Source organism: Roseibium aggregatum (assembly GCF_014692675.1).
GTDB lineage: Bacteria > Pseudomonadota > Alphaproteobacteria > Rhizobiales > Stappiaceae > Roseibium > Roseibium aggregatum_C.
On the sequence record NZ_JABFCZ010000005.1, the window covers coordinates 138185 to 161332 of the forward strand.

At 60.2% G+C, this 23148-nt stretch carries 27 protein-coding genes; 19 read left to right on the forward strand and 8 right to left on the reverse strand.

Translation table 11 applies throughout. From position 1 onward, the window contains the following. Positions 1-54 precede the first annotated feature (54 nt). Genes flaF through fliQ form a run of 4 tightly spaced genes read left to right on the forward strand, consistent with a single transcriptional unit; the run spans position 55 to position 1517 of the window. The gene (gene flaF / locus HK439_RS05445; protein WP_190290372.1) at positions 55-405 is read left to right on the forward strand and encodes a flagellar biosynthesis regulator FlaF; all 351 of its coding nucleotides are present in this window, start codon (positions 55-57) and stop codon (positions 403-405) included. Between the two features lie 4 nt (positions 406-409). Beyond that, positions 410-832, forward strand: a complete 423-nt coding sequence (gene flbT, locus HK439_RS05450; protein WP_190290373.1) for a flagellar biosynthesis repressor FlbT — start codon at positions 410-412, stop codon at positions 830-832. A gap of 14 nt (positions 833-846) precedes the next feature. Continuing rightward, positions 847-1248, forward strand: coding sequence for a flagellar hook assembly protein FlgD (gene flgD, locus HK439_RS05455; protein WP_190290374.1), 402 nt, complete (start codon positions 847-849; stop codon positions 1246-1248). 2 nt (positions 1249-1250) lie between these two features. Beyond that, positions 1251-1517, forward strand: a complete 267-nt coding sequence (gene fliQ / locus HK439_RS05460; RefSeq protein WP_190290375.1) for a flagellar biosynthesis protein FliQ — start codon at positions 1251-1253, stop codon at positions 1515-1517. Between the two features lie 62 nt (positions 1518-1579). Here fliQ and HK439_RS05465 read toward each other — a convergent pair whose 3' ends face one another. Continuing rightward, entirely contained in the window at positions 1580-2674 is a 1095-nt protein-coding gene (locus HK439_RS05465) for an isocitrate/isopropylmalate dehydrogenase family protein (protein ID WP_235987619.1), read from the reverse strand. Positions 2675-2853: 179 nt separating this feature from the next. Between HK439_RS05465 and flhA the strand changes: the two genes are divergently transcribed. The 6 genes from flhA (at position 2854) to HK439_RS05495 (ending at position 7496) form a co-directional block, all read left to right on the forward strand. Beyond that, a complete protein-coding gene (flhA, locus tag HK439_RS05470) occupies positions 2854-4944 on the forward strand; it encodes a flagellar biosynthesis protein FlhA (protein ID WP_190290376.1) in 2091 nt (696 codons plus the stop codon). After that, complete coding sequence (gene fliR / locus HK439_RS05475; protein ID WP_190290377.1) at positions 4941-5717, forward strand: flagellar biosynthesis protein FliR; 777 nt, start codon at positions 4941-4943, stop codon at positions 5715-5717. Before flhA ends, fliR begins: the two co-directional genes overlap by 4 nt. Before the next feature lie 5 nt (positions 5718-5722). Next, positions 5723-6112 carry a flagellar biosynthesis protein R gene (locus tag HK439_RS05480; protein ID WP_190290378.1) on the forward strand — a complete coding sequence of 130 codons (390 nt, stop codon included), beginning with the start codon at positions 5723-5725 and terminating at the stop codon, positions 6110-6112. Positions 6113-6230: 118 nt separating this feature from the next. Then, on the forward strand, positions 6231-6644 hold the full coding sequence (locus HK439_RS05485; protein ID WP_190290379.1) for a rod-binding protein: 414 nt from the start codon (positions 6231-6233) through the stop codon (positions 6642-6644). Beyond that, complete coding sequence (locus tag HK439_RS05490; RefSeq protein ID WP_209011577.1) at positions 6644-7045, forward strand: hypothetical protein; 402 nt, start codon at positions 6644-6646, stop codon at positions 7043-7045. Before HK439_RS05485 ends, HK439_RS05490 begins: the two co-directional genes overlap by 1 nt. Continuing rightward, entirely contained in the window at positions 7038-7496 is a 459-nt protein-coding gene (locus HK439_RS05495) for a hypothetical protein (RefSeq protein ID WP_190290380.1), read from the forward strand. The genes HK439_RS05490 and HK439_RS05495 overlap by 8 nt, the downstream gene beginning before the upstream one ends. 196 nt (positions 7497-7692) lie before the next feature. Here HK439_RS05495 and HK439_RS05500 read toward each other — a convergent pair whose 3' ends face one another. The 7 genes from HK439_RS05500 to motA form a co-directional block, all read right to left on the reverse strand. Next, a complete protein-coding gene (locus HK439_RS05500) occupies positions 7693-8148 on the reverse strand; it encodes a hypothetical protein (RefSeq protein WP_190290381.1) in 456 nt (151 codons plus the stop codon). Between the two features lie 46 nt (positions 8149-8194). After that, entirely contained in the window at positions 8195-9262 is a 1068-nt protein-coding gene (gene flhB, locus HK439_RS05505; protein WP_190290382.1) for a flagellar biosynthesis protein FlhB, read from the reverse strand. Positions 9263-9305: 43 nt separating this feature from the next. Beyond that, positions 9306-10340 carry a flagellar motor switch protein FliG gene (locus HK439_RS05510; protein ID WP_190290383.1) on the reverse strand — a complete coding sequence of 345 codons (1035 nt, stop codon included), beginning with the start codon at positions 10338-10340 and terminating at the stop codon, positions 9306-9308. 16 nt (positions 10341-10356) lie between these two features. Continuing rightward, positions 10357-10632: a flagellar motor switch protein FliN gene (fliN, locus tag HK439_RS05515; protein WP_209011591.1), complete on the reverse strand. Its 276-nt coding sequence runs from the start codon at positions 10630-10632 to the stop codon at positions 10357-10359. 125 nt (positions 10633-10757) lie between these two features. Continuing rightward, entirely contained in the window at positions 10758-11315 is a 558-nt protein-coding gene (locus HK439_RS05520; protein WP_190290385.1) for a hypothetical protein, read from the reverse strand. Next, on the reverse strand, positions 11296-12252 hold the full coding sequence (locus HK439_RS05525; RefSeq protein WP_190290386.1) for a flagellar motor switch protein FliM: 957 nt from the start codon (positions 12250-12252) through the stop codon (positions 11296-11298). Before HK439_RS05525 ends, HK439_RS05520 begins: the two co-directional genes overlap by 20 nt. A gap of 3 nt (positions 12253-12255) precedes the next feature. Continuing rightward, positions 12256-13158, reverse strand: coding sequence for a flagellar motor stator protein MotA (motA, locus tag HK439_RS05530; protein ID WP_190290387.1), 903 nt, complete (start codon positions 13156-13158; stop codon positions 12256-12258). A gap of 151 nt (positions 13159-13309) precedes the next feature. Here motA and HK439_RS05535 point away from each other — a divergent pair, with 151 nt between their 5' ends. The 9 genes from HK439_RS05535 (at position 13310) to HK439_RS05575 (ending at position 23120) form a co-directional block, all read left to right on the forward strand. Beyond that, entirely contained in the window at positions 13310-14098 is a 789-nt protein-coding gene (locus tag HK439_RS05535) for a DUF1217 domain-containing protein (RefSeq protein WP_190290388.1), read from the forward strand. A gap of 4 nt (positions 14099-14102) precedes the next feature. Continuing rightward, positions 14103-14828: a flagellar basal-body rod protein FlgF gene (gene flgF / locus HK439_RS05540; protein WP_190290389.1), complete on the forward strand. Its 726-nt coding sequence runs from the start codon at positions 14103-14105 to the stop codon at positions 14826-14828. Further along, positions 14825-15538 (forward strand): hypothetical protein, encoded by a 714-nt coding sequence (locus HK439_RS05545; protein ID WP_190290390.1) that lies wholly within the window; start codon positions 14825-14827, stop codon positions 15536-15538. Before flgF ends, HK439_RS05545 begins: the two co-directional genes overlap by 4 nt. After that, entirely contained in the window at positions 15525-16847 is a 1323-nt protein-coding gene (gene fliI / locus HK439_RS05550; RefSeq protein ID WP_190290483.1) for a flagellar protein export ATPase FliI, read from the forward strand. Before HK439_RS05545 ends, fliI begins: the two co-directional genes overlap by 14 nt. Before the next feature lie 350 nt (positions 16848-17197). After that, complete coding sequence (locus tag HK439_RS05555) at positions 17198-17983, forward strand: response regulator transcription factor (RefSeq protein WP_190290391.1); 786 nt, start codon at positions 17198-17200, stop codon at positions 17981-17983. A gap of 151 nt (positions 17984-18134) precedes the next feature. Continuing rightward, a complete protein-coding gene (locus tag HK439_RS05560) occupies positions 18135-19106 on the forward strand; it encodes a GAF domain-containing protein (protein ID WP_190290392.1) in 972 nt (323 codons plus the stop codon). A gap of 176 nt (positions 19107-19282) precedes the next feature. Beyond that, positions 19283-19972 (forward strand): SRPBCC family protein, encoded by a 690-nt coding sequence (locus HK439_RS05565; protein WP_190290393.1) that lies wholly within the window; start codon positions 19283-19285, stop codon positions 19970-19972. Between the two features lie 136 nt (positions 19973-20108). Further along, entirely contained in the window at positions 20109-20597 is a 489-nt protein-coding gene (locus HK439_RS05570; protein WP_190290394.1) for a (2Fe-2S)-binding protein, read from the forward strand. A 162-nt stretch (positions 20598-20759) separates the two neighbouring features. Further along, the gene (locus HK439_RS05575; protein WP_190290395.1) at positions 20760-23120 is read left to right on the forward strand and encodes a xanthine dehydrogenase family protein molybdopterin-binding subunit; all 2361 of its coding nucleotides are present in this window, start codon (positions 20760-20762) and stop codon (positions 23118-23120) included. The last annotated feature ends 28 nt before the right edge of the window (positions 23121-23148 follow it).

Sequence of the window (23148 nt, forward strand, 5' to 3'; positions counted from 1 at the left end):
TCCCGCCGGCAATCTGGCCCCGCAGCAACGACTTGAATAACGAGAGAGGGTTCCATGTACAATTTGTCTTATGCCGAGACCATGGACGATATCTGTGCCGACGAAAAACTGAACGAACTTGAAGCGATGAACATCGTCATCGCCAAGCTGGAGCTGGCGAAAGACACCGGGACGAATTCCCGCGAAACGGTCGAAGCCCTGTTCTACACCCGGCGTCTTTGGGGCTACTTCCTGGAAAGCCTGACCGACGACAACAATGAATTGCCCACCTCGTTGCGCGCCCAACTGATTTCGATCGGCATCTGGGCGATCAAGGAAACCGAACGGATCCGGCAGAACGAAAGCCAAAGCCTGGATCCGCTCATTCAAATCAACTGCATCATTCGCGACAGCCTGAACGGATAAATCGATGAAAATTGGTCTGAAAGCGGGCGAGCGCCTGTTCGTGAACGGAGCCGTCCTGCGCGTGGAGCGCAAGACTAATCTGGAACTGATGAATGATGCGGTCTTCCTCCTGGAAAACCATGTCCTTCAGCCCGAAGATGCGACGACCCCGTTGCGCCAGCTCTATTTCGTCCTGCAGACGATGGTGATGGACCCGGTCGCGGCACCGTCGGTCCAGGGCCTGTTCGAGATGATGATGCGCTCGGCAAAGGCCGTCTTTTCCAATCCGCACATTCTGGAGTCCTTGAAAGAGGTCAAAACCATGAACGAGCAATCCCGCTGGTTCGAGGCCATGAAGATTGTGCGCAGCCTCTATCCGACGGAAGCCGCGTTGATGAGCGGCGGCGAGGCCGAAATCGAGCAGGTTGTCCGCCTGGCCTGTGCCTGAAAGGAGTTTCCGACATGACCGTTTCCGCAGTAAATGCCGCGACCGCCGCGGACAAGACCACCACGGCCAGCGCAGCCAAGGAACAGCTCACCGTCGATTATGACGCCTTCCTGCAGTTGATGATGGCGCAAATGCAGAACCAGGATCCGACCGATCCGGTGGATTCCTCCGAACAGCTCGCCCAGCTTGCCAGCTTCTCCCAGGTGGAGCAGTCGATCGAAACCAATTCCAAGCTCGATACCATGCTGACCAACATGTCCTTCGGCCAGGTGGATGACCTGATCGGCCGCACGGCGACCGATGCCAACGGCAATTCCGGCGTGGTGACCTCCGTCGAAATCTATTCCGACGGCACGGTTCTCGGTCTCGACAACGGCAAGGGCATCCTGCTGGGTGCCGGCGTGACGATCACCTGACCATGAACGAAGTCGATGCACTCGACCTGGTCAGGTCGGCGATCTGGACGATCATCATCGGATCGGCGCCGGCCATCGTGCCCGCGATGGTGGTCGGGATCGCCATCGCCTTGCTGCAGGCGCTGACCCAGGTTCAGGAAATCACCCTGACCTTCATCCCGAAGATCGTTGCAATCCTGGTGATGATCATCATCGCCGGTCCGTTCATCGGGGGGCAGATCTACGGCCTGACCGTCCTGATCTACGGACGGATCGAGCACGGGTTTTAAAACAGGTCGGCCGGCCTCCAGGGCCGGCCGTTTGCTTTTTCGCAGCTAAGACCGATTACGCGTCAGGTCTGGAGCGCTTCGGCGAGTTTCTGCGAAAAAGCCCTGGTGCCGAGCGGTCCGCCAAGATCCCGGGTCCGGGTTTCCGGCTTTTCCAGAAGGATGTCGACCGCCTTTTCAATTGCGTCTGAAGCCGCAATCAGCCGTTTATCGCCTTCCCGCCGTCCGATCCAGTTCAACAGCATGGCGCCGGATGCAATCAGGGAGACGGGATTGGCAATGTCCCTGCCGGCGATGTCCGGTGCCGAGCCATGCTGCGCCTGGGCCATGGCATGGTCTGCCCCCGCATTCAGCGAGGCGGCGAGGCCGAGACCTCCGGCCATTTCGGACGCCTGATCCGAAAGGATATCCCCGAACATGTTCGTGGTCACGATAACGTCGAATTCGGCCGGATCGCGTACCAGATACGCCGCCATGGCATCCACCAGCCGTTCCTCGTAGGCAACATCCGGAAATCCCTTGGCCACGGTGCGAACGCATTCCAGAAAGAGGCCGTCCGAGACGCGCAGCACATTTGCCTTGTGGACGGCCGTGACCTTCTTTCTGCGCTTTCGGGCAAGCGCAAAGGCCGTTTCCGCAATTCGCAGGGACGCCTCGCGTGTAACTTTCCGGACCGAAAGGGCGATGTCGGGCGTGGGCATGAACTCGCCCGGTCCGAGATACATGGATCTGTCGGAATAGAAGCCTTCGGTGTTTTCACGAACGATGACGAGATCGAGGCTCTTGTCCAAGGGGGACTTGAGACCGGGTCGTAAATAGGCCGGACGGATATTTGCATAGAGGTCCAGTCCGATCCGAAGCGCGCCGGATGGGTTGATGCCGCCCTGATCCCGAGGCGGATACTCATTGTGGGAAACGGGTCCCATGAGAATGCCGTCTGCCTCCGAGGCCTTGGCAAGCGTATCCTGCGGGAACGTGGTCCCGTGGGTTTCGAGCGCCGCAAAACCGGCGGGAAGAGCTCTATAGCTTATACCGAAGCCGAACATTCCTGCCGCCGCGGACAGGACGGCTTGCGTCGCAGTCGTGATTTCCGGGCCGATACCGTCGCCGGCCAGAACGGCGAGTGTCAGATTGGTCTGCTGACTGGTCTGGTTGGTCAATCCTTGGCTCCCTGAATTTCAATTTTGAAACGTATTTTAGGTTCCGGTGGTTTTGTCCCTGTTAACATGCCGGACTTTGCCCGGGCCTTTCGAAACTCCGGGTTCGGTCGCCCAGGCACAAAGTTCACGCAAGCTTCGCCGGTCATGGTGCGGACAGTTCTTTCCGACCGCGAGAAGACATGTCTGACACCACCCTCACTTCAGCCGGCACGAATGCACCCGACAGCCGGCGCGATATCGGCTTTGCCGTCGGCATCGTTCTGATCCTGGCCGTCCTGTTCCTGCCGATCCCGACCTTCCTGATCGATGTCGGCCTGGCCATGTCGATCGCGCTGTCCGTGTTGATCCTGATGGTGGCGCTGTGGATCCAGAAACCCCTGGATTTCTCGTCCTTTCCGACAATCCTTCTGATTGCGACGATGCTGCGCCTGTCGCTCAATATCGCGACCACGCGCGTCATCCTGGCCAATGGCCATGAAGGCCTGAATGCCGCCGGATATGTCATCAACGGTTTTTCCCAGTTCGTGATGAGCGGCGACTTTGCCATCGGCCTGATCGTCTTCGCCATCCTGGTCACGGTGAACTTTCTGGTGATCACCAAGGGCGCGACCCGTATTGCGGAGGTCGGCGCCCGGTTTACCCTCGATGCCATCCCGGGCAAGCAGATGGCGATCGACGCGGATCTTTCCGCCGGCCTGATCAACGACAAGGAAGCCCAACGCCGGCGGAGCGAGCTGGAAGAGGAAAGCTCTTTCTTCGGCGCCATGGACGGCGCCTCCAAGTTCGTTCGGGGTGATGCGATTGCCGGCCTGATCATCACTGCCGTCAATGTCCTGGGCGGCATGGTGATCGGGGTGACCCGATATTCCATGAGCCCGGGCGATGCCGCCGATGTATTCACCAAGCTATCGGTCGGTGATGGTCTGGTCTCCCAGATCCCGGCCCTGATCGTGTCCCTGGCGGCAGGTCTTCTCGTGTCCAAGGGCGGGACGAGGGGATCCACGGACAAGGCGGTTCTCGGTCAGCTCGGCGGTTATCCGCGCGCGCTTTATGTCGCCGCGATCCTGATGGCGATCTTCGCGCTGATGCCGGGTCTGCCGCTGGTCCCGTTCGCTCTGCTTGCCGGACTGATGGGCTTTACCGGCTATGCCATTCCCAAGCGGTTGGCAGCCAAGAAGAAGGAAGAGGACGAACAGAAGGCCCTGGAAGACGCCCGCACCAAGCAGGAAAGCCGGGAATCGGTCAAGGAATCCCTGAAGACTTCGGAAATCGAACTTTGCCTGGGCAAGCAGATCTCCAGCCAGTTGCTCGCCAATCACGGCGAACTTGCCCGCCGGGTCGGCAAGATGCGGCGCAAGTTTGCCGAACAATACGGCTTTGTCGTGCCGGACGTCCGGGTGACCGACAGCCTGACCCTCGATCCGAAAAGCTACCAGATCAAGATCCACGGAACGATCGTCGCCCAGCAGCAGCTCAAGGTCGGCGAACTTCTGGTCATGCCGGCCTCCGACGCCAATCTGCCGGTACCTGCGGAAGAAACCCGCGAACCGGCCTTCGGAATGCCGGCATTCTGGGTGCCGCTCGCCTATCGCGACGAGCTGAAGCGGGACGGTCTGGAACCGGCCGACAACAACACTGTCATCCTGACCCACCTGAGCGAGGTGATCCGCAACAACCTGCCGCAGCTCCTGTCCTACAAGGACATGCGCAACCTGTTCGACCGGCTGGATCCGGAATACCGCAAGCTTCTCGACGACATCTGCCCGGCCCACACATCCTATTCCGGTCTGCAGGCGGTGCTGAAGCTGTTGCTTTCCGAACGGGTGTCGATCCGCAACCTGCACCTCATTCTGGAAGCGATCGCGGAAATCGTTCCCCATGTCCGCCGGTCCGAACAGGTGGCCGAACACGTGCGCATGCGGATCGCCCAGCAGATCTGCGGCGATCTCTCCCAAGGCGGGCCGTTGAACGTGCTTCGGCTCGGAAACCGCTGGGATCTGGCCTTCCACAATGCCCTCAAACGGGACGCCAAGGGCGACGTGATCGAATTCGACATCGAGCCGCAGCTCGTCGAGGAGTTCGGCAATCAAATGTCCGAAGCGGTCCGTAAGCATCTGAAGGGGGGAAGGAATTTCGCTATTGTCGCCACGCCCGATGCCCGTCCTTACGTGCGCATGATCGTGGAACGCATGTTCCCGACATTGCCCGTACTGTCTCACCTGGAAATCGCCCGGGGCGTGGATGTCGCTTCCCTGGGCAGTGTCTCATGATCGCCAGCGGGCTAATTCTCGGCGAGGCGGGAACCGCGGTCCTGCTGTCGGTGTTTCTGCTGTTCTGCCGGATCGGCGCCTGTCTGATGATCATCCCCGGGTTTGCCAGCGACCGCGTCGCCATGCGGATCCGGCTGTTTATCGCGCTTTCGGTGACCCTTGCCCTGACGCCGTTGCTTCTGCCCACCATGGAGGCGGCGCTTCCCGATCAGACGCTTGCCACCACCGCACGGCTGATCGCCTCGGAACTCTTCATCGGTTTCCTGATCGGGTTTCTCGGACGCATCTTTCTGGTCGCGCTGGAAACCCTCGCGACCTTTGTTTCGATGGCCGTCGGCCTGTCCAACATGCAGGGCGTGGCGATCGAAGGCAACCAGGCACTGCCGCCACTGGCAAACCTGATGACGCTGACCGCAACGGCGATGATCTTCATTTCCAACCAGCATTGGGAGGTGCTGAGGGGGCTGGCTGCGTCCTACAAGGCGCTGCCGCCCGGCGGGCCCATGGATGTGGTGGGTGCGCTGGAGCGTCTGTCCGATCAGCTCGATACGACCTTCGTCCTGGCGCTCAGGATCTGCAGCCCGTTCGTCGTCTACACGGTGGTGGTCAACTTGACCATCGGGTTGGTCAACAAGCTGACCCCACAGATCCCGGTCTACTTCATTTCCATGCCGTTCGTGATCGCCGGCGGCATGTACTTCCTCTTCCTGGTCTTCTCGGAAGCGATCACCCTTTTCCTCGACGGATACTTCACCTGGCTCAAATTGGGATAAACTAAATGGCACGCACCAGCCACGATATCGAACGGATCTTCAAACTGCAGAAACAGATCCACGTCTTGTCATCCTGGCTTCTTCAAAAACTCGACGGGCAGGCCACGGAGCTGGCCGACAAGGAACAGCGCATCCTGCTTGCGCTGTCCAACGGCGACCTGGCCCGGCACGATCTGTTCATCGCCCGGGCGGCGGACCGGCTGAAGTCCATCCTGGCCGAACTCGGCGAGCTCACGGAAGCGCGCGACAAGGTTCAGACCGAATACATCCGGCAGCGCATGATGCTCAAGGTCATGGAACAGCGCCTGGCGAAAATGCGCGGCGACGAGCAGCGCAAGGCGGAAGACCGGGAGCTGACCGACCTTCTGGAACACCATCTGCGCCGGTCCGCGTAAGGCTGCCGCAAGTTCCAGACGGTAGAAATGAAGTGAGACGGCGAGGGCGCTTTCAGCTCCGCCAATCGGCAGAACAACGGCTCCGAAGGGCCGGGATGCAAAGTGCAGGAGTGCCCCCATGGCGATCGCGCCACCATCCGATCTCGTACTCGACGTGGTTCGTGCGGCCGACCCGGTCGAAAGAAGTGCTGCCGCCGGCAAATTGCAGCGCATCGCTGCAGGAGCCCATGCCGACGGGTCGGGTTTCCGTTCGGCCATCGATGACACGCTGACTTCCTCCGTTCGCGCGTCCGGGTCTGCGGCAGGTCCGGCAGGCAAATCGCCAGCGGAGAAATTCGAAGCCCTGGTCCTGCACCAGTTTGTAGAAACCATGCTGCCGGATGATGCCGGCGATGTTTTCGGCAAGGGCGCGATCGGTGAAATCTGGAAGTCGATGCTGGCCGAACAGGTCGCCAATCAGATGGCTGCAAGCGGCGGTATCGGGATCGCCGACCTCATGTCGGATACCTTGAAGCGGGGGACTGAAACCTGATGTCGGAAGAGCTTGACCGGGATATGTCCCTGACCCTCTCCAGTCCGGTTGCCGAGGCCATTCTGAAGGCCGCGATCCACCGGGCGCTGAACGTGGTGGAAGCCGAAACGCGGGCCTTGCGCGAAGGCGGAGGCACCGATCTGAAATCTTTTGAATACCGCAAGAGCCAGGCGCTTCTGGACCTGAGCCGGGCACGCCAGTCGGTCTCCTCCACCGCTTTGGGGCAGGAAGTCAGGGACTTGCTGGAAAGCCTGCGCATCGCATTGATGGATAACCTGCAACTGCTGTCCCGGCATCTGGCGGCGGTCAAGGAAATTGCCGATCTGGTGGCGCAGTCCATGCTGGACGCGGATTCAGACGGCACCTATGCGCGTCCGTTCCCGGAGTATCTTCATGATTAAATGGATCTTCGTCGGGATCTGGATGCCGCTGGCAACGGTCGCATCCGGCTACGGTACGCAATACTGGCTCAACGATCAGATGGCCCAGGGTGCGGCCCAGCAGGCCAAGCTCGGCGGCCTGGACTACGAAACCGTCCAGCCGGTGAACGTGCCAATCCTGAAAGACGGCGCACTGCAGGGCTATGTGGTCGCCAACCTGGTGTTTACCGCCGACGCCGACGTTCTGCGCAGCCTGTCGGTGCCGCCGCACCCGTTCCTGGTCGACGAGGCGTTCCGCCTGCTTTACGCCGACAAGGCGCTCGATTTCAAACACCTGGAACGGTATGACCTGGACGGTCTGACAAAACATCTGAGGCAGGCGGTCAATGCCCGCCTGGGCGAGGATGTGGTCAGGGAGGTCCTTGTCGAGGAGTTCAACTACTTCACAAAGGACGATGTGGTCACCCACTAGGCCACGGCCAGCTGGTTCAGTCAGCTCCTGCAACATACACCGGAACGACTGGTTCCGGTGTTTTTTTATGGGCTGCGACGGGTTTTCAAAACGGATCCCAGCCGCTTGCCCTGCGTGGGATGGAACCAAGGCGGCGGACGTTTGCGACCGGTCCTGGCCGTGTTCATGGCAACGCCGGCAATTTGGATTGGAAAGGCTAGCCTCTCGCTTGCGCGCGGGCATCGTCCAGGGCTTCGAGAAGCCGGCGGGTATTTTCCTCAGGGTCGTCCGATGCGTTGGTGAACTCGATATAGGAGACGTTCACCGCGTTTTCCGGTTCACCCAGGACCAGCGAGAAATAGACCCACACACCCTTGTGGTAGAATTCCAGGTCGAGGCTGATGGTCGGCGGCCGGTCCCAGTCGAGGTCGACGCCGGCGGCCATGCCGTAGCGCAGCGTATCGTCCTTGAAGAAAAGTTCGGCCGAGGATCTGACGAGATCGGCGATGTTGCCGTGCTGCTCGGTGCGGACAAATGCCACAAGATCGACGACATCGACCAGCTTCATTTCGCTGGTGAAGTCCTTCAGAGCCAGCGCGAGGGCTTCCTTGCGCTGTTCATCGGCGAGCGCGGCAACGGCAGCCTTGCCGTTTCCTCCCGTATGATCCTGCATCGCGCACCTTTCTTGATGCGATGGAATGGTCAACTGCTTGATATTGCTACCCAGCACGGCGTGAGTACACATAGCAGATGATTTCCGCAACAGCGCGATAGAATTCAGGGGGAATCATGCGGTCGAGTTCGGTACTAGCGTACAGCGAGCGGGCAAGTGCGCGGTCTTCAATAACCGGCACGTTATTTTCTTCCGCGATCTGGCGGATCTTCAGGGCGATCAGGTCCTGTCCCTTGGCGACCACCACGGGAGCGGCGGACTGATCGCTGTCATAACGCAGCGCGACAGCAAAGTGGGTCGGGTTTGCAACGACAAGTGTGGCGCCGGGAACCGCATTCATCATTCGGTTGCGCGCCCGGTCGCGGGCAAGCGAGCGCTGGCGGGCCTTGACGATCGGGTCACCTTCCATCTGCTTGTACTCGTCCTTGATCTCCTGCTTGCTCATGCGCAGGTTCTTGCGCCAGCTGAAGCGGGACCAGACGATATCGACGGCCACCAGGACGATCGTGACGATACACACGCCGCCGACCAGCTTCATGGACAGCTGGAGGATGATTTCGGGAAGGGCGCTCGGGTCGGTAAACATGGAATTCAGCAAACTCGGCAGACCGGCCTTGAACTGAAGAAAGGCCACGATGCTGACGGCCGCGAACTTGAAGGCGGCCTTGAGGAATTCGACAAAGCCCTGCAGGCCGAAGATCCGACCCCAGCCTTTTGCCAGGGAAATGCGCGATGGGTCCGGTTTGATCCGGTGCCCCACGATCCGTGGTTTGTTCTGGAGGAAAGCCGCGGCAAGGCCGGCGAGGGTGAGCGTTCCGATGATCGGCGCGAGAAACAGCATGGTTTCCACGGCGAGCGCATGGGTGAGCAGAATTGCATCGGCGCCATTTCCAAGTCTGAATCCTCCCGCGTTGTCGATCAGGTGCATGAGCGCTGACCTCAACTTCCCCGCATCTGCGGATATGATGAAGCCCCCGATCAGCAATGTGGCCAGAAACGATGCCAGGATAGGCGCTTCCCTGGATGTGGGAATGTTGCCCTTCTCTATGGCATCCTGGATTTTCTTCTCGGTCGGCTCCTCTGTTTTTGAGTCCTTGTCGCTATCTTCGGCCATATGGGGACTTTCCCGGCTCCGACTTCAGGCATCCGGTTCCGACCTACGCGAAGTAGGCGCCTTCGTCCTGTTTCGGATTGAGATCGATTTCGCCGCGCCCGGCCATTTCCAGCGCCAGGTTGGTGATGAAACTGCGCGCTTCCAGAACATCGCGCTGAGCGGCCGGTTCGCCGCCGGCCAGTTCGTGCTCGGCGATCCTGCGTGAGCGGGACGTGAGCGACGACAGAATGACTTCCCGGAACGATCCGTCGGTTCCCTTCAGGGCCATCACGATCCGGTCGGTGGGGATCTGATCGAAAATCGCCATGCGGGTACGAGCGTTGAGATTGACGATGTCGTCGAAGGTGAACAGGAGGCCCTTGAGCATTTCGGCGGTTTTCGGGCGGACCTCGTTGAGGTTGTCCAGCGCGTCTTCCATGTGGTCCCGGTCCATCTTGTTCAGGATATCCGCCATGCGCGCATAGGAATCCGCTTCAAGCGTGCCGGACAGGTTCAGCATGAAGTCCTCATGCATGGTCTTTTCCACCTCGCGCATGATTTCGGGAACCACCGCCTTGATGGACAGCATGCGCCTGACCAGCTGGTTGCGCATCGGTGCGGAAATCTGCCCGAGCACCTTGGCGGCCGCCGACGGTCTGATCTTGGTCAGGATCAGGGCCGCCGTCTGCGGATGCTCCTTAGTCAGGTAGTTGGCGAAGACCGTTTCGGAAACGGTCGCCAGCCGGTCCCAGATGTTCCGGTTCGAATTGCCCAGAACATCCGACATGATGTCGGAAAGCTGGTCTTCCGACAGAACGCCCTCCAGCAGTTTTTCCACTTCGTTGGCCGATCCGTAAAGGGCAGGGCCGTTTGAAAACTGCTCGATGAATTCCTCTGCAAGCTTGTCCAGTTCTTCCGATGCCACGGTGCCGAGCTGGGCTGCGGTCACCGTGATCATACGGATTTCCTCCTGATCGAAATGGCGCAGCAGCTTCGATGAACTCTCCTTGCCGAGTGACAGGAGAATTGCCGCGACTCTTTCAACGCCATTCAGGGGTTTGGCTGGCAGCATTGCCGGCATCGTTGCAGTGGCATTCATCGTCTATTGTCCGATCTCAGGCTTCCAGGGCGCCGGTTTGGGAACTGATGATTTCAGTCAGGGAGACGCCGAAGCGGGAGTTGTCGTCCTCGACAACCACGACTTCACCCCGGGCGATCACACGGCCGTTGACCACGATGTCGATCGGTTCGCCGACGCGGTGGTTCAACGGAATGACGGCGCCGCGGCCGAGTTTCAAAAGGTTGGACACCAGCATCGTTGCCGATCCGAGAACGACCTGGATATCGACCGGGATCCCGAGAATGGTGTCCAGGTTGCGGTCGTCGCCCATCACTTCGGTGTCGGCCTTGCCGTTGACACCTTCCGGTGCCTCGACCTTGGCGAAATTGGCCGGCTTTGCCGTATGCACGCCGTTGTCTTTTTCGACCACGTCGTGGTCAATCGTGGTGTCATTCATCACAGGTCATCCTTCTGGGTCATGGAGACGGAGCGAAAGGGGCTGCCGAAGGCGTCGTCGATCCGGTGGATCCGTGTCGCCTTGGGTGAGTGTGCGCCGGCTGCTCCGGGAAGCGGCGCGGAAGCCAGCAACGGATGGGAACGGACCCTATCGGTCTTCGTCTCATCGATGCGGTCTTCGCCGGCGGTGTGAAAGGCGCCGTCATCGGGCTTGCGTTTGGTAAGCATCGCGGTCGCCTTGGACAGTTCCTTCAGTTCGGCGCGCAGGACGGACTGCTGCCGCTTGGCTTCGCGGGTCAGGCCGTCGATTTCCGCAATCAGCTCGCGGGCGTCGTCCATGCGGCTGCCCAGGGCGTTCAGCACCTGCGCCCCGCGGACGTTCAATTCCTGGATCGAGACCTCGATGCCGTCGAGGGCGAGCGCGGTCTGATCGAAGATGCGCTGATAATCCACGTGATAGGAGCCAAGCCGTTTCAGTTCCCGGTACATGGACACGATTTTCCAGGTCGTAATGACCAGGGCGAGCAGAAGCACGCCGTCAACGAGAGCGGAGATCATCGATTAGATCCTTTTCTTCATGGATCAGATCTTCGACCTTGAGGGTGTAGGAGCCGTCGAGCTGACCGAGCTGGCAGGTGAAAATCGGCTGGCGGTTGCATTTCAGGGTGACCGGCGTGCGCGCGGTCGCCTGAAGTTCAATGACCTGTCCGATTTCCAGGTTGCAGATGTCGGCAAGGGTCAGTTGCCGTTCTTCCAGAATGGCCTGCAGCTTCACCTCGGTGCGCTGGATTTCGCTGTGGAAGTGCTGGGTCCATTTCTTGTCGCGCGTCGACATCTCGCCGGAAAGCACCTGCGACAGGCCCTGGCGCAACGGGTTGAGCGTGGAATGCGGCATGACGACGAAGACTTCGCCGCCGCGGCCGATCGCCTGCAGCAGCAGGCGGGCGACGACGGCCGGGTTGTTGCGACGGCCGACCACGGCGAAGTCCATGCGGCTTTCGATCCGCTCGATCTTCAGGGTCGTTTCGGCGATCGGCTTGAAGGACTCCTCCAGCGCCTTGGCCGCGACCTCGAAAACCGTCCGCGCGATGCGTGTCTCGATATTGGAAAAGGACCGTTCTTCGTCGATCGGCGGTTCGGTGCCGTCGGCCCCGAACAGGACATCGACCATGGTGAAGATGAAATCCCGGTCGAAACCGACCAGAACCCGGGCATCCCATTCGGGGGAATAGAGCACGGCAACCAGTGCATTGGCCTCGAATTCGTCGAGAACGTCGCCGATGCGGTCGTTTTCGATACAGCTCACCGAAACGTAGGACGGTGAGGCGGATTTCTGACGCATGGCGTCTGCCATGACACGTGCCATCCGGTCGAAGACCACCGGCAGCATGGGCAGCCGGTCCACCGAGATCCCGGCGGCGTCCAGCAGCCGGTCGGTGATCATGGCGCGTTCGGAACTGGTTGCGTCCAGTTGGGCGGTATGAGCCTCCATCATGGCTTAGGCGGCTCCCTTCTGACGCATTTCCTGCACGTTTTCCGAAACCGGTGTGCTGGAGCTGAGCGTTTCGCTTTCCACTTCGTCGATCGTCGGCCGGTCGGTATCGGAAATCGTCTTGCGGCCGTGTTCCAGGGCGATCTGGGGCGCCGCGCCGTTCATGAAGGCAAGCAGGGTCTGCTTGACGACGATATAGGGGCGGAGCCTCGCTTCACGCACGCCCTTGATCTTGTTCGCGACCGGCGCGACCAGGGCATAGGACAGAAGAATACCGAGGAAGGTGCCAACCAGGGCCGCTCCGATGAGGGAGCCGAGCAACTGCGGCGACTGGTCGATAGCGCCCATCGCCTTGATCACACCGAGCACGGCGGCGATGATCCCGATCGCCGGCAGGGCTTCCGCCAAGGCGGTCATCGCCTGATAGGGCTTCATCTGGTCCCGGTGAATGGTGTGCAGTTCCTCGTCGACAAGGGCCTCGATTTCATGGGCCCGGGCATTGCCGACAATGATCAGCCGGAAATAGTCGCAGATGAAGGTCGTCAGACTCCTGTTGCGCAGGACGGACGGGAAATTCTGGAAGATCGGCGAATTGAACGGTTCTTCGATATGCGGCTCGACCTCATTGCGGCCCTTGGCGCGCAGTTCGCGCATGAGACCGTAAAGCAGGGCCAGCACATCGAGGTAATCCCGTTTCTTCGGCACGGCATTGCGGACGGCATCGCCTGTGGCTGTCAACGTGTCCAGGATCGACTTCATGGGATTGCCGACAACATAGGTGCCGATTGCGACGCCGACGATGATGACGAATTCCCAGGGTTGCCAGAGAACCGACACCTTGCCGCCGAGGGCGGCGAACCCGCCGATCAAAGATACGCCTGCGATGATCAGGCCCATTAAAATAGTCACCGAGCAGCTCCTTGATGGTGCATGTGAGGCTTCGATGACGAAACATTAGGAAGCGAGACTTGCCTGAAGCTGGCGCGGTTGCGAACAGCCTGGCGTAAGCTCCGCGCGCAAAGGTTCTTCCACGCAAGTGAATGAGCGAAAGAAGACCGCCATGATCAGCACGCTGCTTCAATACCAGATGGTGACATCCGACCTGACCAGGTCGCTGAAGACCGTTACGGCCGACCCTATGGTCGAACGCAACACCGAGTATTATCTGGAAAACATCGACTCCATAAAATCCACAGACGACTTCCTCGGCAACGACCGGATCTACGCCTATGCGATGAAGGCCTTCGGGCTGGAGGACATGACCTATGCCAAGGCCTTCATGCGCAAGGTCCTGGAAGAGGGGATCGATGAGCGCACCTCTTTCGCCAACCAGCTGACCGACACCCGGTACCGGGAATTTGCCGAAACGTTCAACTTCGTGCGCTACGGCAAGACGGCGACCGTCTTTTCCCGCGCGCAGGAAGGCGTCACCGAAGCCTATGCGCGTCAGACGCTGGAGGAGAAGGAGGGGGCGTCCAACGAAGGCGTTCGCCTCGCGCTCTATTTTGCGCGCAAGGCGGAGGATATCGATTCCGCCTATGACATCCTCGCCGACAAGGCGCTCGCCGAAACCGTCTACACGGCGCTCGGTCTGCCCGACGCATTCGCCATGTCGGACCTCGACAAGCAGGCGGCCTACATCGAAGACCACGTCGACATCGAAAAGCTTCAGGACCCGGAGTATCTGAACGATTTTCTGGAGCGGTTCTCGACCCTCTACGACCTGGAAAACGGCCAGAACCTACAGACTGTTCCGAACCTGCTGATATCCGGCGGATCCACTTCGGTCGTCAGCTTCGGCGAAAGCCTGCTCGCCAGCATCCAAAAACTCAAGCTTGGAGGATCGTGACCCCATGCAATCGGCTCTTTATGTCGCCCTGTCCGCCCAGGTCGCCCTGTCCAAACGGCTTGAAACCGTGTCGCGCAATGTCGCCAACATGAACACCGCCGGCTACCGGGCCGATGAGGTCAAGTTCAAGGAAATCCTGGACAAGGCCGGACCGGACAAGGTCAGCTTTGCCAGTGGCGGCGAAATCTTTATTTCCCGCCAGACCGGCAGCCTGAACAAGACAGACAATCCGCTCGACATCGCCGTCGAAGGCGAGGGATTTCTCGCAATCCAAACACCGTCCGGCGTGGCCTACACCCGCGATGGCCGGATGCAGATGGGAACGGACGGCGTCTTGAGAACCGTCAACGGTTATGAGGTCCTGGATGCCGGCGGGTTGCCGGTCATTATCGACCCGGAAGGCGGCCCGCCGAACATCTCCCAGAACGGTGAAGTCACCCAGGGCGAGGATGTGCTCGGCACGATCGGCCTGTTCCAGATCGCCGCCGACGCCAAATTGACCCGGCATGACAATTCGGCGGTTATTCCGGACAAGCCGGCAACGCCGGTACAGGAATTCAGCAAGGACGGTATTCGTCAGGGCTATGTCGAAGGGGCGAACATCAATCCCATTCGTGAAATGACCAAGATGATCATGATCACCCGCGCCTTTGAAAGCGCGACGGCGATGATCGATCAGAGCAATGACACCCAGCGGACCGCGATCAGGGAACTTGGAGAAACGTCATGACCTTGGTGGCACCCGTTTCGGCCGAACCGTCGGATCCGGCCCGCACGTCGCCGGTGCCGGTGCCGAAACCGGCCACGAGTATCCCTTCTGCCGGCAAAGGGCAGGGAACGGCACAGGGGTTCGGGTTCAAGGATTTCCTGGACGTCATCAATCCGCTCCAGCACATTCCCGGCATTTCGGAAGTCTATCGTGCGATAACCGGTGACCAGATATCCGAGGGCGCGCGGTATTCGGGTAATGCCCTTTACGGCCTCGCCCTCGGCGGTCCGGTCGGCTTCAGCGTCATGACCGGCTATTCCATTGCCTCGACGGCCGTCCGGGATCTGTCGGATCGGACCGATCGGGAAACGGAAATGGCCGCGGTCCCGGTGCCGCCGGAAAAACCCGAAACGGCCGCGGAGCCGTCCAAGGTCGTGACTTCGGTTGCCGGCGGCGAGGTCCTCGGAGCGGACGTCGCCCGTGTGACCGGACCGGGCAACGGTGCGCCTTTCGATCTGACGGCGATGTTGACCGGAGGCGTACCGGATCCAAAACCGGAAATGGCACCGGCATCGGCTCCGGCGCAAGTCGCCGCCGAGAAGGTGGGCGCCGTTTCTCCTGAGGAAGGGCTGGAAAGAATTGCCGCTCACAAGGACAACCATCTTCCGATCGATGTCCTGAAGGCGCTTCAGGAAAGGTATCTGGCGCGTGCAAACGATGAATCTGCTTGAGCGGGTCGCCGTTTCGCTGTCTGCGGCGGAAACGGAATTCGGGGCCATCAAGATCGGCGGACACGTGACACAGGTGTCGACCGGCGCCATCCGCGTCTCAGGCTTGTCCAGGTCGGTGTGTCTCGGCGATCTCGTGCTCGTTGAGGGGCAGGACCGGGTGCGGCAGGGCGAAATCATCCTGCTCGACGAACGGGATGTCGTGGTCAAGCCGTTCGAAAGGTCGAGTGACATCGGTATCGGTGCAAAGGCCTGGCGCATGGGCGGTCTTGCGGTCCATCCCGACCTGTCCTGGAAGGGACGGGTCATCAACGCACTGGGCAAACCCATCGACAGCCGCGGCACCCTCAAGACCGGCCCTGCGGGATTTCTGCTCGACAGGGATCCGCCCCAGGCAATGGAACGGGCACGCGTCAGCAAGCCGGTGCGGACCGGGGTGAGGGTGATTGACCTGTTCACGCCCCTTTGCGTCGGCCAGAGGATCGGTATTTTCGCCGGGTCCGGCGTCGGCAAATCGACGCTTCTGGGAATGCTCGCCGGCTTTGGCGAATTCGATACGGTCGTTGTCGGCCTGGTCGGCGAACGCGGCCGCGAAGTGCGGGAGTTCATCGACGAAGTGCTCGGTGACGCACTGGAAAATTCAGTGGTTGTGGCTGCGACCGGAGACGAGAGCCCGATGATGCGCCGGCTTGCGCCCAAGACCGCCATGAGTGTAGCCGAATATTTTCGCGGGCTAGGACATTCCGTTCTTCTGATCGTCGATTCCGCGACCCGCTTTGCCCATGCGGCCCGTGATGTCGCTATGGCCGCAGGAGAACCGCCGGTCTCCCGCGGCTATACCCCGAGTGTCTTTTCCGACCTGGCCAAGCTGCTGGAACGGGCGGGCCCGGGCGCGGAAGGCGAGGGGACAATCACCGGGATCTTTTCCGTCCTCGTGGATGGCGACGATCATAACGACCCGGTTGCCGACAACCTGCGCGGGCTTCTAGACGGTCATGTCATCCTCGACCGGGCCATCGCCGAGGCAGGACGCTATCCGCCGGTGGATATCCTGAAATCGACATCACGCCTGTCCCAGCGGGCATGGACGGACGACCAGCGCGAACTCATCCTCAGGCTGAAAGGCATGATCGCGCGGTTTGAGGAGACCCGGGATCTGCGGCTCATGGGCGGCTACCAGCCCGGCATGGATGAAAGCCTGGACAAGGCATGTGAACTCGTTCCGAAGATATACGAGGCGTTGAGGCAATCTTCCAAGGCGGCGGAGGCCAACGATCCGTTCACCGACCTCGCCCGCGCCCTGTCCGCCTGATTTTCAAGCTACCACTGTACATCGCGATCGGAGCAAGGTACGCAGTGCTCCGGCAAGCGTATTGCGAATTGTTCGGCTAATAAAAATACCAATAATTTTCTGGAAAATTTTATGCGAGGTGTTATACTTATGCGTATTGACGAGTAAATAAAATATATATTGAATTTTACGCTCTTTTTGCAAAGAATTTTCGATTATATAACTCCTGTTTTTATTATTATATTGTGGCCGAAAGTAGGCAATCGGCGACTCTAGTATTCAATTTCCGGTTTGTTTACACTCCGAAACATTGAACAACCTCCAGCAATAAAATACGACTCTATGTAACGTGTTAATTGCGGAGTGGGCTAATGTTTGTGATTGTTGACGACAGGGAAATTGTAACTGCGGGATACGCATCGGCTTTCGAACGGGAAGGCTATGCATCTTTGGAATTACATTCTTCCGAACTTGTAGACTGGCTGAACATTGCGCCGGACAGCGATTTGCAGGCGATCGAGGCTGTTCTGCTTGGGGCAAGCGAGGATCGTCTGTCGTTTCCGGCGCAAATCCGCAGCCGCTGCAGCGAAGCCCAGATTATCGCCCTCGAAGACAATCCGAATCTTGAACGTACGCTGGAACTGTTTGCCGTCGAGGTCGATGACGTCCTGCGCAAACCGGTACATGTCAAGGAAATCCTGGCAAGGGTCGGTGCCTTCCGCCGCCGCAAGACCACCGAGAGCAAATCGGTGGATGCGGGCCCGATCCAGGTCTTCTTTGACGGCCGTGATCCGGAAGTCGGCGGCGACGTGATGGAATTGCCGCGTCGCGAGCGGCGCATCCTGGAATATCTCGTCCGGAACAAGGGGCGCCGGGTCACCAAGACCCAGATTTTCAATGCCGTTTACGGCATGATGAATGAGGGCGTCGACGAATGCGTGGTCGAAAGCCACATTTCCAAGCTTCGCAAGAAGCTGCGTACGCGCCTAGGTGAAGATCCGATCGAGTCCACCCGTTATATTGGCTACATGCTGAAAACGTCCGCCACGGGCGATGCCGGGACCGCATCGAAAGCAAACGGCCGGGACTCCGATGCGTCCGCCGACTGGCTCAAAAACACAACGGTCGGCATGAAAGCTATAGAATTGGTGGCCTGAGCGGATTCCCGTTCGCTTTTGAGGCTTCCGGGCTTCGATATACGCCGGTCTCTGATCCGGTTTGAGCGAAAGGTTTTGACAAGTCCTCCGTGTTTTGGTCGAGTTGGACCAAAGAGCAGGTCGAAGCCTGCCTCTGAGGGAGGAATTGCTGATGCATCCGGCGAACCCGGTCAGGTCCCATGCCGATCTGGTCGAAGCGGCGGTTCGGGAAAGCATAGCCGCGGCCATGTCCGGCGTTGTGGCGTCCTGGCGGCGGTCGATGGTCTACCATGGACTGGATCCGAGCCAGCGCGGTCCCGCCATGCGGGTCGCCGAGACCGAGCTGCGGCAGGCGCGGGACAAATACGGCGCGCTCCTGGAAATCGCACGGCCAAGTCTCGAACATCTCTTTCGAATAGCCGGTCAGGCCGGGTGCTGCGTCGTTCTCACCGACGACACCGGGCTGATCCTGGACAGCAGAAGCAATGCGGGAGACCGGCAAAGCTTCGAGGGCTGGGGACTGACCGAAGGTGCTGTGTGGAGCGAATCCGCAGAAGGCACGAACGGGATCGGGACCTGTCTGGCGGAAAAGCGCCCGGTGGTCATTCACCAGAACCAGCATTTTCGCGCCGACAATACCGCCATGAGCTGCATGGGTGCGCCGATCCACGATCATCAGGGACAATTGATCGCCGTTCTGGATGTATCCAGTTGCCGGAATGACATGTCCACATCATTCGCGCAGATTCTCGGTGCCGTCGTCAACGACAGTGCCCGGACAATGGAAAACGACCTGTTCCGGGCGGCATTCCCCACAGCCCGCATTCTTGTTGCGGACGGCAACAGCGGCCGGAACGGTCTGTCCCTGCTGGCGGTGGACGAGGACGACCTTGTCATCGGCGCAACCAGGCAGGCCCGCAAGTTACACGGCCTGACCAGCGAACAGATCGAGCAGACACTGCCGTTGTCCGATGTTCTGGGAGACAGGAAAGAGCGGAACCCCGGGTCCGGAGCCCAAAAAGCCGAATTGCGCCGCGCCTTGTCCCACTGCAGGGGGAACATATCCGCAGCGGCGCGCCATCTCGGTATCAGCCGGGCGACGATGTACCGGAGGATGCAGCGGTGCGGGCTGGCGTCAGATTGAATGCATTATGTCCTGCAGGTGTCTCAAAAGTGAAACACTTGCCGGGCCGCGGTCGCCCCGGGGAGCTTTCGGCTCGCGCAATCGTCATGCACTGTTCACGATAACGGTATGTCTTGTAAACGGTAGCGTGTATTGTCAAAACTGACCTGCAGACGAACGCGAAGGGATTTGGTCGCATGGATATGAATGGCAGTTACCGCATACCGGCATCACGGGAGACTGTCTGGGCAGCACTGAACGATCCTGAAGTGCTGAAGGAGTGCATTCCGGGGTGCGAAAAGCTGGAAATGACCAGCCCCACGGAAATGTCAGCCACGGTTACCTCCAAGATCGGCCCGGTTAAAGCCAAGTTCAACGGCGCAGTCACGCTGGAAAACATCAACCCGCCGGAGAGCTACACCATCGTCGGTGAAGGCAAGGGCGGCGTTGCCGGTTTCGCGAAGGGCTCGGCGGACGTGAGCCTGGCCGAGGAAGGCTCCGAGACGGTGCTGACCTACACGGCCCGCGCGCAGGTCGGCGGCAAGCTCGCCCAGCTTGGCAGCCGGCTGATTGATTCCACCGCGCGCAAGATGGCGGACGATTTCTTCGGAAAATTCTCCGAAAAGGTCGGCGGTGGCGGTGCCGCTGCGGACGACGAGCTTGACGCAGGTTTGATGGAGGAGGCCAAGACCAAGGCAATCGAGGAGCTTCCCTCCGATGCCTACAAGGCTGTGCAGGACGCCGAGCATGCCATTGAGGAAAGACTGCACGATGTGGAGGAAAAGGTTGAAGTCGCAGCGGGCAGGGGCGTTTTCGGCGGTCCGCTCGTCTGGGGGCTGATCGCCTTGGCCGCGATCATCGTGATCCTTGCGGTGCAGTCGATGTGATCCTTGCGGTCATGAGTTGAACGAACGGCGAATTGGGCGCCGCGATCTTCATGGCGCCGATTTTTCGGTTTAAGAATTTTTGGATTATCCCGGGGGACGCATCAATGACCCGGGTTGAATGTGAGGGAGAGAAATGATGTCGAAAGTGACGATGCGACTGAACGGCAAGACGGTGTCCGCCGATGTGGAAGACCGGACGCTGCTCGTTCATTTCATTCGTGAAACCCAGGGCCTGACCGGGACCCATGTCGGTTGCGACACGTCCCAGTGCGGCGCCTGCGTTGTTCATGTGGACGGCAAGGCCGTCAAATCCTGCACCATGCTTGCCGCCCAGGCGGACGGGTCCGATGTTCTGACGGTCGAAGGTCTCGCCAACGGCGATGAACTGCACCCGGTCCAGGCGGCATTCCGCGAAAACCATGGCCTTCAGTGCGGTTTCTGCACGCCCGGCATGATCATGACCGCAGTCGACATGATCGAACGCCATGGCGCCAAACTGGACGAAAAGACCATTCGTCATGAGCTGGAAGGCAACATCTGCCGCTGCACCGGTTACCACAACATCGTCAAGGCGATCAAAGCGGCTTCCGACCAGATGGCCGGTATGAAGACAGCCACCGAATAGGTCCGTTCGCCGCCATCGCCGCAAATCGGCGGTCGGTAATTTCGCGTGATTTAGGCCTGCACCGGACAATTCACGGGCAAACGCCGTATTCCCGAGGAGGGGGACGGCCCCGTTGCGGAGATCCGGCAAACAGGCGGAAATGATTTTCCAGGGAGGAACACCATGGGAGTTCAGGGTATCGGGGCACGCGCCCTCAGGAAAGAAGACAAGCGCTTCATCACCGGCAAGGGCCGGTATACCGATGATATGGTTCTGCCGCGCATGACCTATGCGGCCTTCGTCCGGTCGCCGCATGCCCATGCGAAGATCAAGGGCATCGATGCCAGCGCGGCCCTTGCAATGCCGGGCGTGGAAGCGGTCCTGACCGGCGAACAGCTTGTCGGCGACGGGATCGGAAACCTGATCTGCGGCTGGATGATCCATTCCAAGGACGGTTCGCCGATGAACATGGGCGCATGGCGTGCCCTGGAACCGGAGACGGTCCGCTTCGTCGGTCAGGCTGTCGCGGTGGTGATCGCCGATACCCAGGGACAGGCCCGCGACGCGGCCGATGCGGTCGTCGTCGACTACGAGGAACTGCCGGCTGTCGTCGATATGAGCGCTGCCATGGCGCCCGGTGCACCGCAACTGCACCCGGAAGCCCCGGGCAACGTGATTTACGATTGGGAAATCGGCGACGAAGCCGCCACGAACGCGGCTTTCGATAGCGCTGCCCATGTCACGCGCCTGGACATTACCAACAACCGCCTGGTTCCGAACCCGATGGAACCCCGGGCTGCCCTTGCCGACTACGACACGGCGGAAGAGCACTACACGCTCTACACCACATCGCAAAACCCACACGTTGCGCGCCTTGTTCTGTCGGCCTTTTATAACGTGGCGCCCGAGCACAAGCTTCGGGTGATCGCCCCTGACGTCGGCGGCGGCTTCGGGTCCAAGATCTTCATCTATCCGGAAGAAATCGTTGCGCTGTGGGCTTCCAAGCGCGTCGGCCGTCCGGTGAAGTGGGTTTCGGACCGGACCGAGGCCTTCCTGACGGACGCCCATGGCCGCGACCACAAGACGGAAGCGGAACTGGCGCTCGATGCGAACAACAAGATCACCGGGTTCCGGGTCAAGACCGTGGCGAACCTCGGGGCCTACATGTCCCTGTTCTCGTCGTCGGTGCCGACCTATCTCTACGCGACGCTGCTGTCGGGCCAGTACGATATCCCGAACATCCACTGCAACGTGAAGACGGTCTACACCAACACGACCCCCGTGGACGCCTATCGCGGTGCGGGCCGTCCGGAAGCCACCTTCCTGGTAGAACGCATCATCGAAACGGCCGCACGGGAAGTCGGCATGTCACCGGCGGAATTCCGCCGCAAGAACTTCATTCAGGCTTTCCCGCATCAGACGCCTGTCATCATGTGCTATGACGCCGGCGACTATAACGCCACCCTCGATGCGGCCCTGAAGGCGATCGATTATGACGGATTCCCGGCACGCAAGTCCGAAGCCGCGTCCCGCGGCAAGCTGCGCGGCTTGGGCCTGTCCTGCTACATCGAAGCCTGCGGCATCGCGCCGTCGGCTGCAGTCGGGTCTCTCGGCGCCGGCGTCGGTCTCTGGGAGTCGGCTGAAGTCCGCGTCAACCCGGTCGGCACGATCGAGGTTCTCACCGGATCCCACAGCCACGGTCAGGGTCATGAAACAACCTTCGCCCAGCTGATTTCCGAACGGTTCGGTGTCGATACCGACGCCGTGTCCATCGTCCACGGCGATACGGACAAGGTGCAGTTCGGCATGGGCACTTACGGGTCCCGCTCCGGCGCGGTCGGCATGTCGGCCATCGTCAAGGCGCTCGACAAGGTCGAAGCCAAGGCCAAGAAGATCGCGGCCCATCTGATGGAAGCCTCCGAAGGGGACATCCAGATCGAGGGCGGCGAACTGAAGGTTGCCGGCACCGACAAGAAGCTGAGCTTCACCGAGGTCGCTCTTGCCGCCTACACTGCCCACAACCTGCCTGAAGGCATGGAACCGGGCTTGAAGGAAGGCGCCTTCTACGATCCGAGCAACTTCACGTTCCCGGCCGGCACCTATGCCTGCGAAGTGGAAGTCGATCCGGATACGGGCAAGACCGAAATCGTCAACTTCGTGGCGGCCGACGACTTCGGCAAGGTCATCAACCCGATGATCGTCGAAGGCCAGGTCCATGGCGGTCTGACCCAGGGCATCGGCCAGGCGCTTCTGGAAAACGCCGCCTATGATGAAAACGGTCAGCTCGTGACCGCTTCCTACATGGACTACGCCATGCCTAGGGCCGACGACGTGCCATCCTATAACCTGCTGACCACCGAAACCATCTGTCCGGGCAACCCGCTCGGCATGAAAGGCTGCGGTGAGGCCGGCGCGATCGGATCGCCCCCGGCTGTCATCAACGCGATTACCGATGCGATCGGGAACAACCACCTGTCCATGCCGGCCACGGCGGAAAAGGTCTGGTTGGCGGCACAGCCGGGCCTCAGTCAGGCTGCCGAATAGACCGCAAGCGTTCGAACGCGGGGTCGGG

What these genes read in the sequence shown, in the direction of transcription:
- flaF (WP_190290372.1), top strand. Translation starts at nt 55, where the DNA reads ATGTACAATTTGTCTTATGCCGAGACCATGGACGATATCTGTGCCGAC.
- flbT (WP_190290373.1), top strand. Translation starts at nt 410, where the DNA reads ATGAAAATTGGTCTGAAAGCGGGCGAGCGCCTGTTCGTGAACGGAGCC.
- flgD (WP_190290374.1), top strand. Translation starts at nt 847, where the DNA reads ATGACCGTTTCCGCAGTAAATGCCGCGACCGCCGCGGACAAGACCACC.
- fliQ (WP_190290375.1), top strand. Translation starts at nt 1,251, where the DNA reads ATGAACGAAGTCGATGCACTCGACCTGGTCAGGTCGGCGATCTGGACG.
- flhA (WP_190290376.1), top strand. Translation starts at nt 2,854, where the DNA reads ATGTCTGACACCACCCTCACTTCAGCCGGCACGAATGCACCCGACAGC.
- fliR (WP_190290377.1), top strand. Translation starts at nt 4,941, where the DNA reads ATGATCGCCAGCGGGCTAATTCTCGGCGAGGCGGGAACCGCGGTCCTG.
- HK439_RS05480 (WP_190290378.1), top strand. Translation starts at nt 5,723, where the DNA reads ATGGCACGCACCAGCCACGATATCGAACGGATCTTCAAACTGCAGAAA.
- HK439_RS05485 (WP_190290379.1), top strand. Translation starts at nt 6,231, where the DNA reads ATGGCGATCGCGCCACCATCCGATCTCGTACTCGACGTGGTTCGTGCG.
- HK439_RS05490 (WP_209011577.1), top strand. Translation starts at nt 6,644, where the DNA reads ATGTCGGAAGAGCTTGACCGGGATATGTCCCTGACCCTCTCCAGTCCG.
- HK439_RS05495 (WP_190290380.1), top strand. Translation starts at nt 7,038, where the DNA reads ATGATTAAATGGATCTTCGTCGGGATCTGGATGCCGCTGGCAACGGTC.
- HK439_RS05500 (WP_190290381.1), bottom strand. Translation starts at nt 8,148, where the DNA reads ATGCAGGATCATACGGGAGGAAACGGCAAGGCTGCCGTTGCCGCGCTC.
- flhB (WP_190290382.1), bottom strand. Translation starts at nt 9,262, where the DNA reads ATGGCCGAAGATAGCGACAAGGACTCAAAAACAGAGGAGCCGACCGAG.
- HK439_RS05510 (WP_190290383.1), bottom strand. Translation starts at nt 10,340, where the DNA reads ATGAATGCCACTGCAACGATGCCGGCAATGCTGCCAGCCAAACCCCTG.
- fliN (WP_209011591.1), bottom strand. Translation starts at nt 10,632, where the DNA reads ATGGGCGACGACCGCAACCTGGACACCATTCTCGGGATCCCGGTCGAT.
- HK439_RS05520 (WP_190290385.1), bottom strand. Translation starts at nt 11,315, where the DNA reads ATGATCTCCGCTCTCGTTGACGGCGTGCTTCTGCTCGCCCTGGTCATT.
- HK439_RS05525 (WP_190290386.1), bottom strand. Translation starts at nt 12,252, where the DNA reads ATGATGGAGGCTCATACCGCCCAACTGGACGCAACCAGTTCCGAACGC.
- HK439_RS05535 (WP_190290388.1), top strand. Translation starts at nt 13,310, where the DNA reads ATGATCAGCACGCTGCTTCAATACCAGATGGTGACATCCGACCTGACC.
- flgF (WP_190290389.1), top strand. Translation starts at nt 14,103, where the DNA reads ATGCAATCGGCTCTTTATGTCGCCCTGTCCGCCCAGGTCGCCCTGTCC.
- HK439_RS05545 (WP_190290390.1), top strand. Translation starts at nt 14,825, where the DNA reads ATGACCTTGGTGGCACCCGTTTCGGCCGAACCGTCGGATCCGGCCCGC.
- fliI (WP_190290483.1), top strand. Translation starts at nt 15,525, where the DNA reads ATGAATCTGCTTGAGCGGGTCGCCGTTTCGCTGTCTGCGGCGGAAACG.
- HK439_RS05555 (WP_190290391.1), top strand. Translation starts at nt 17,198, where the DNA reads ATGTTTGTGATTGTTGACGACAGGGAAATTGTAACTGCGGGATACGCA.
- HK439_RS05560 (WP_190290392.1), top strand. Translation starts at nt 18,135, where the DNA reads ATGCATCCGGCGAACCCGGTCAGGTCCCATGCCGATCTGGTCGAAGCG.
- HK439_RS05565 (WP_190290393.1), top strand. Translation starts at nt 19,283, where the DNA reads ATGGATATGAATGGCAGTTACCGCATACCGGCATCACGGGAGACTGTC.
- HK439_RS05570 (WP_190290394.1), top strand. Translation starts at nt 20,109, where the DNA reads ATGTCGAAAGTGACGATGCGACTGAACGGCAAGACGGTGTCCGCCGAT.
- HK439_RS05575 (WP_190290395.1), top strand. Translation starts at nt 20,760, where the DNA reads ATGGGAGTTCAGGGTATCGGGGCACGCGCCCTCAGGAAAGAAGACAAG.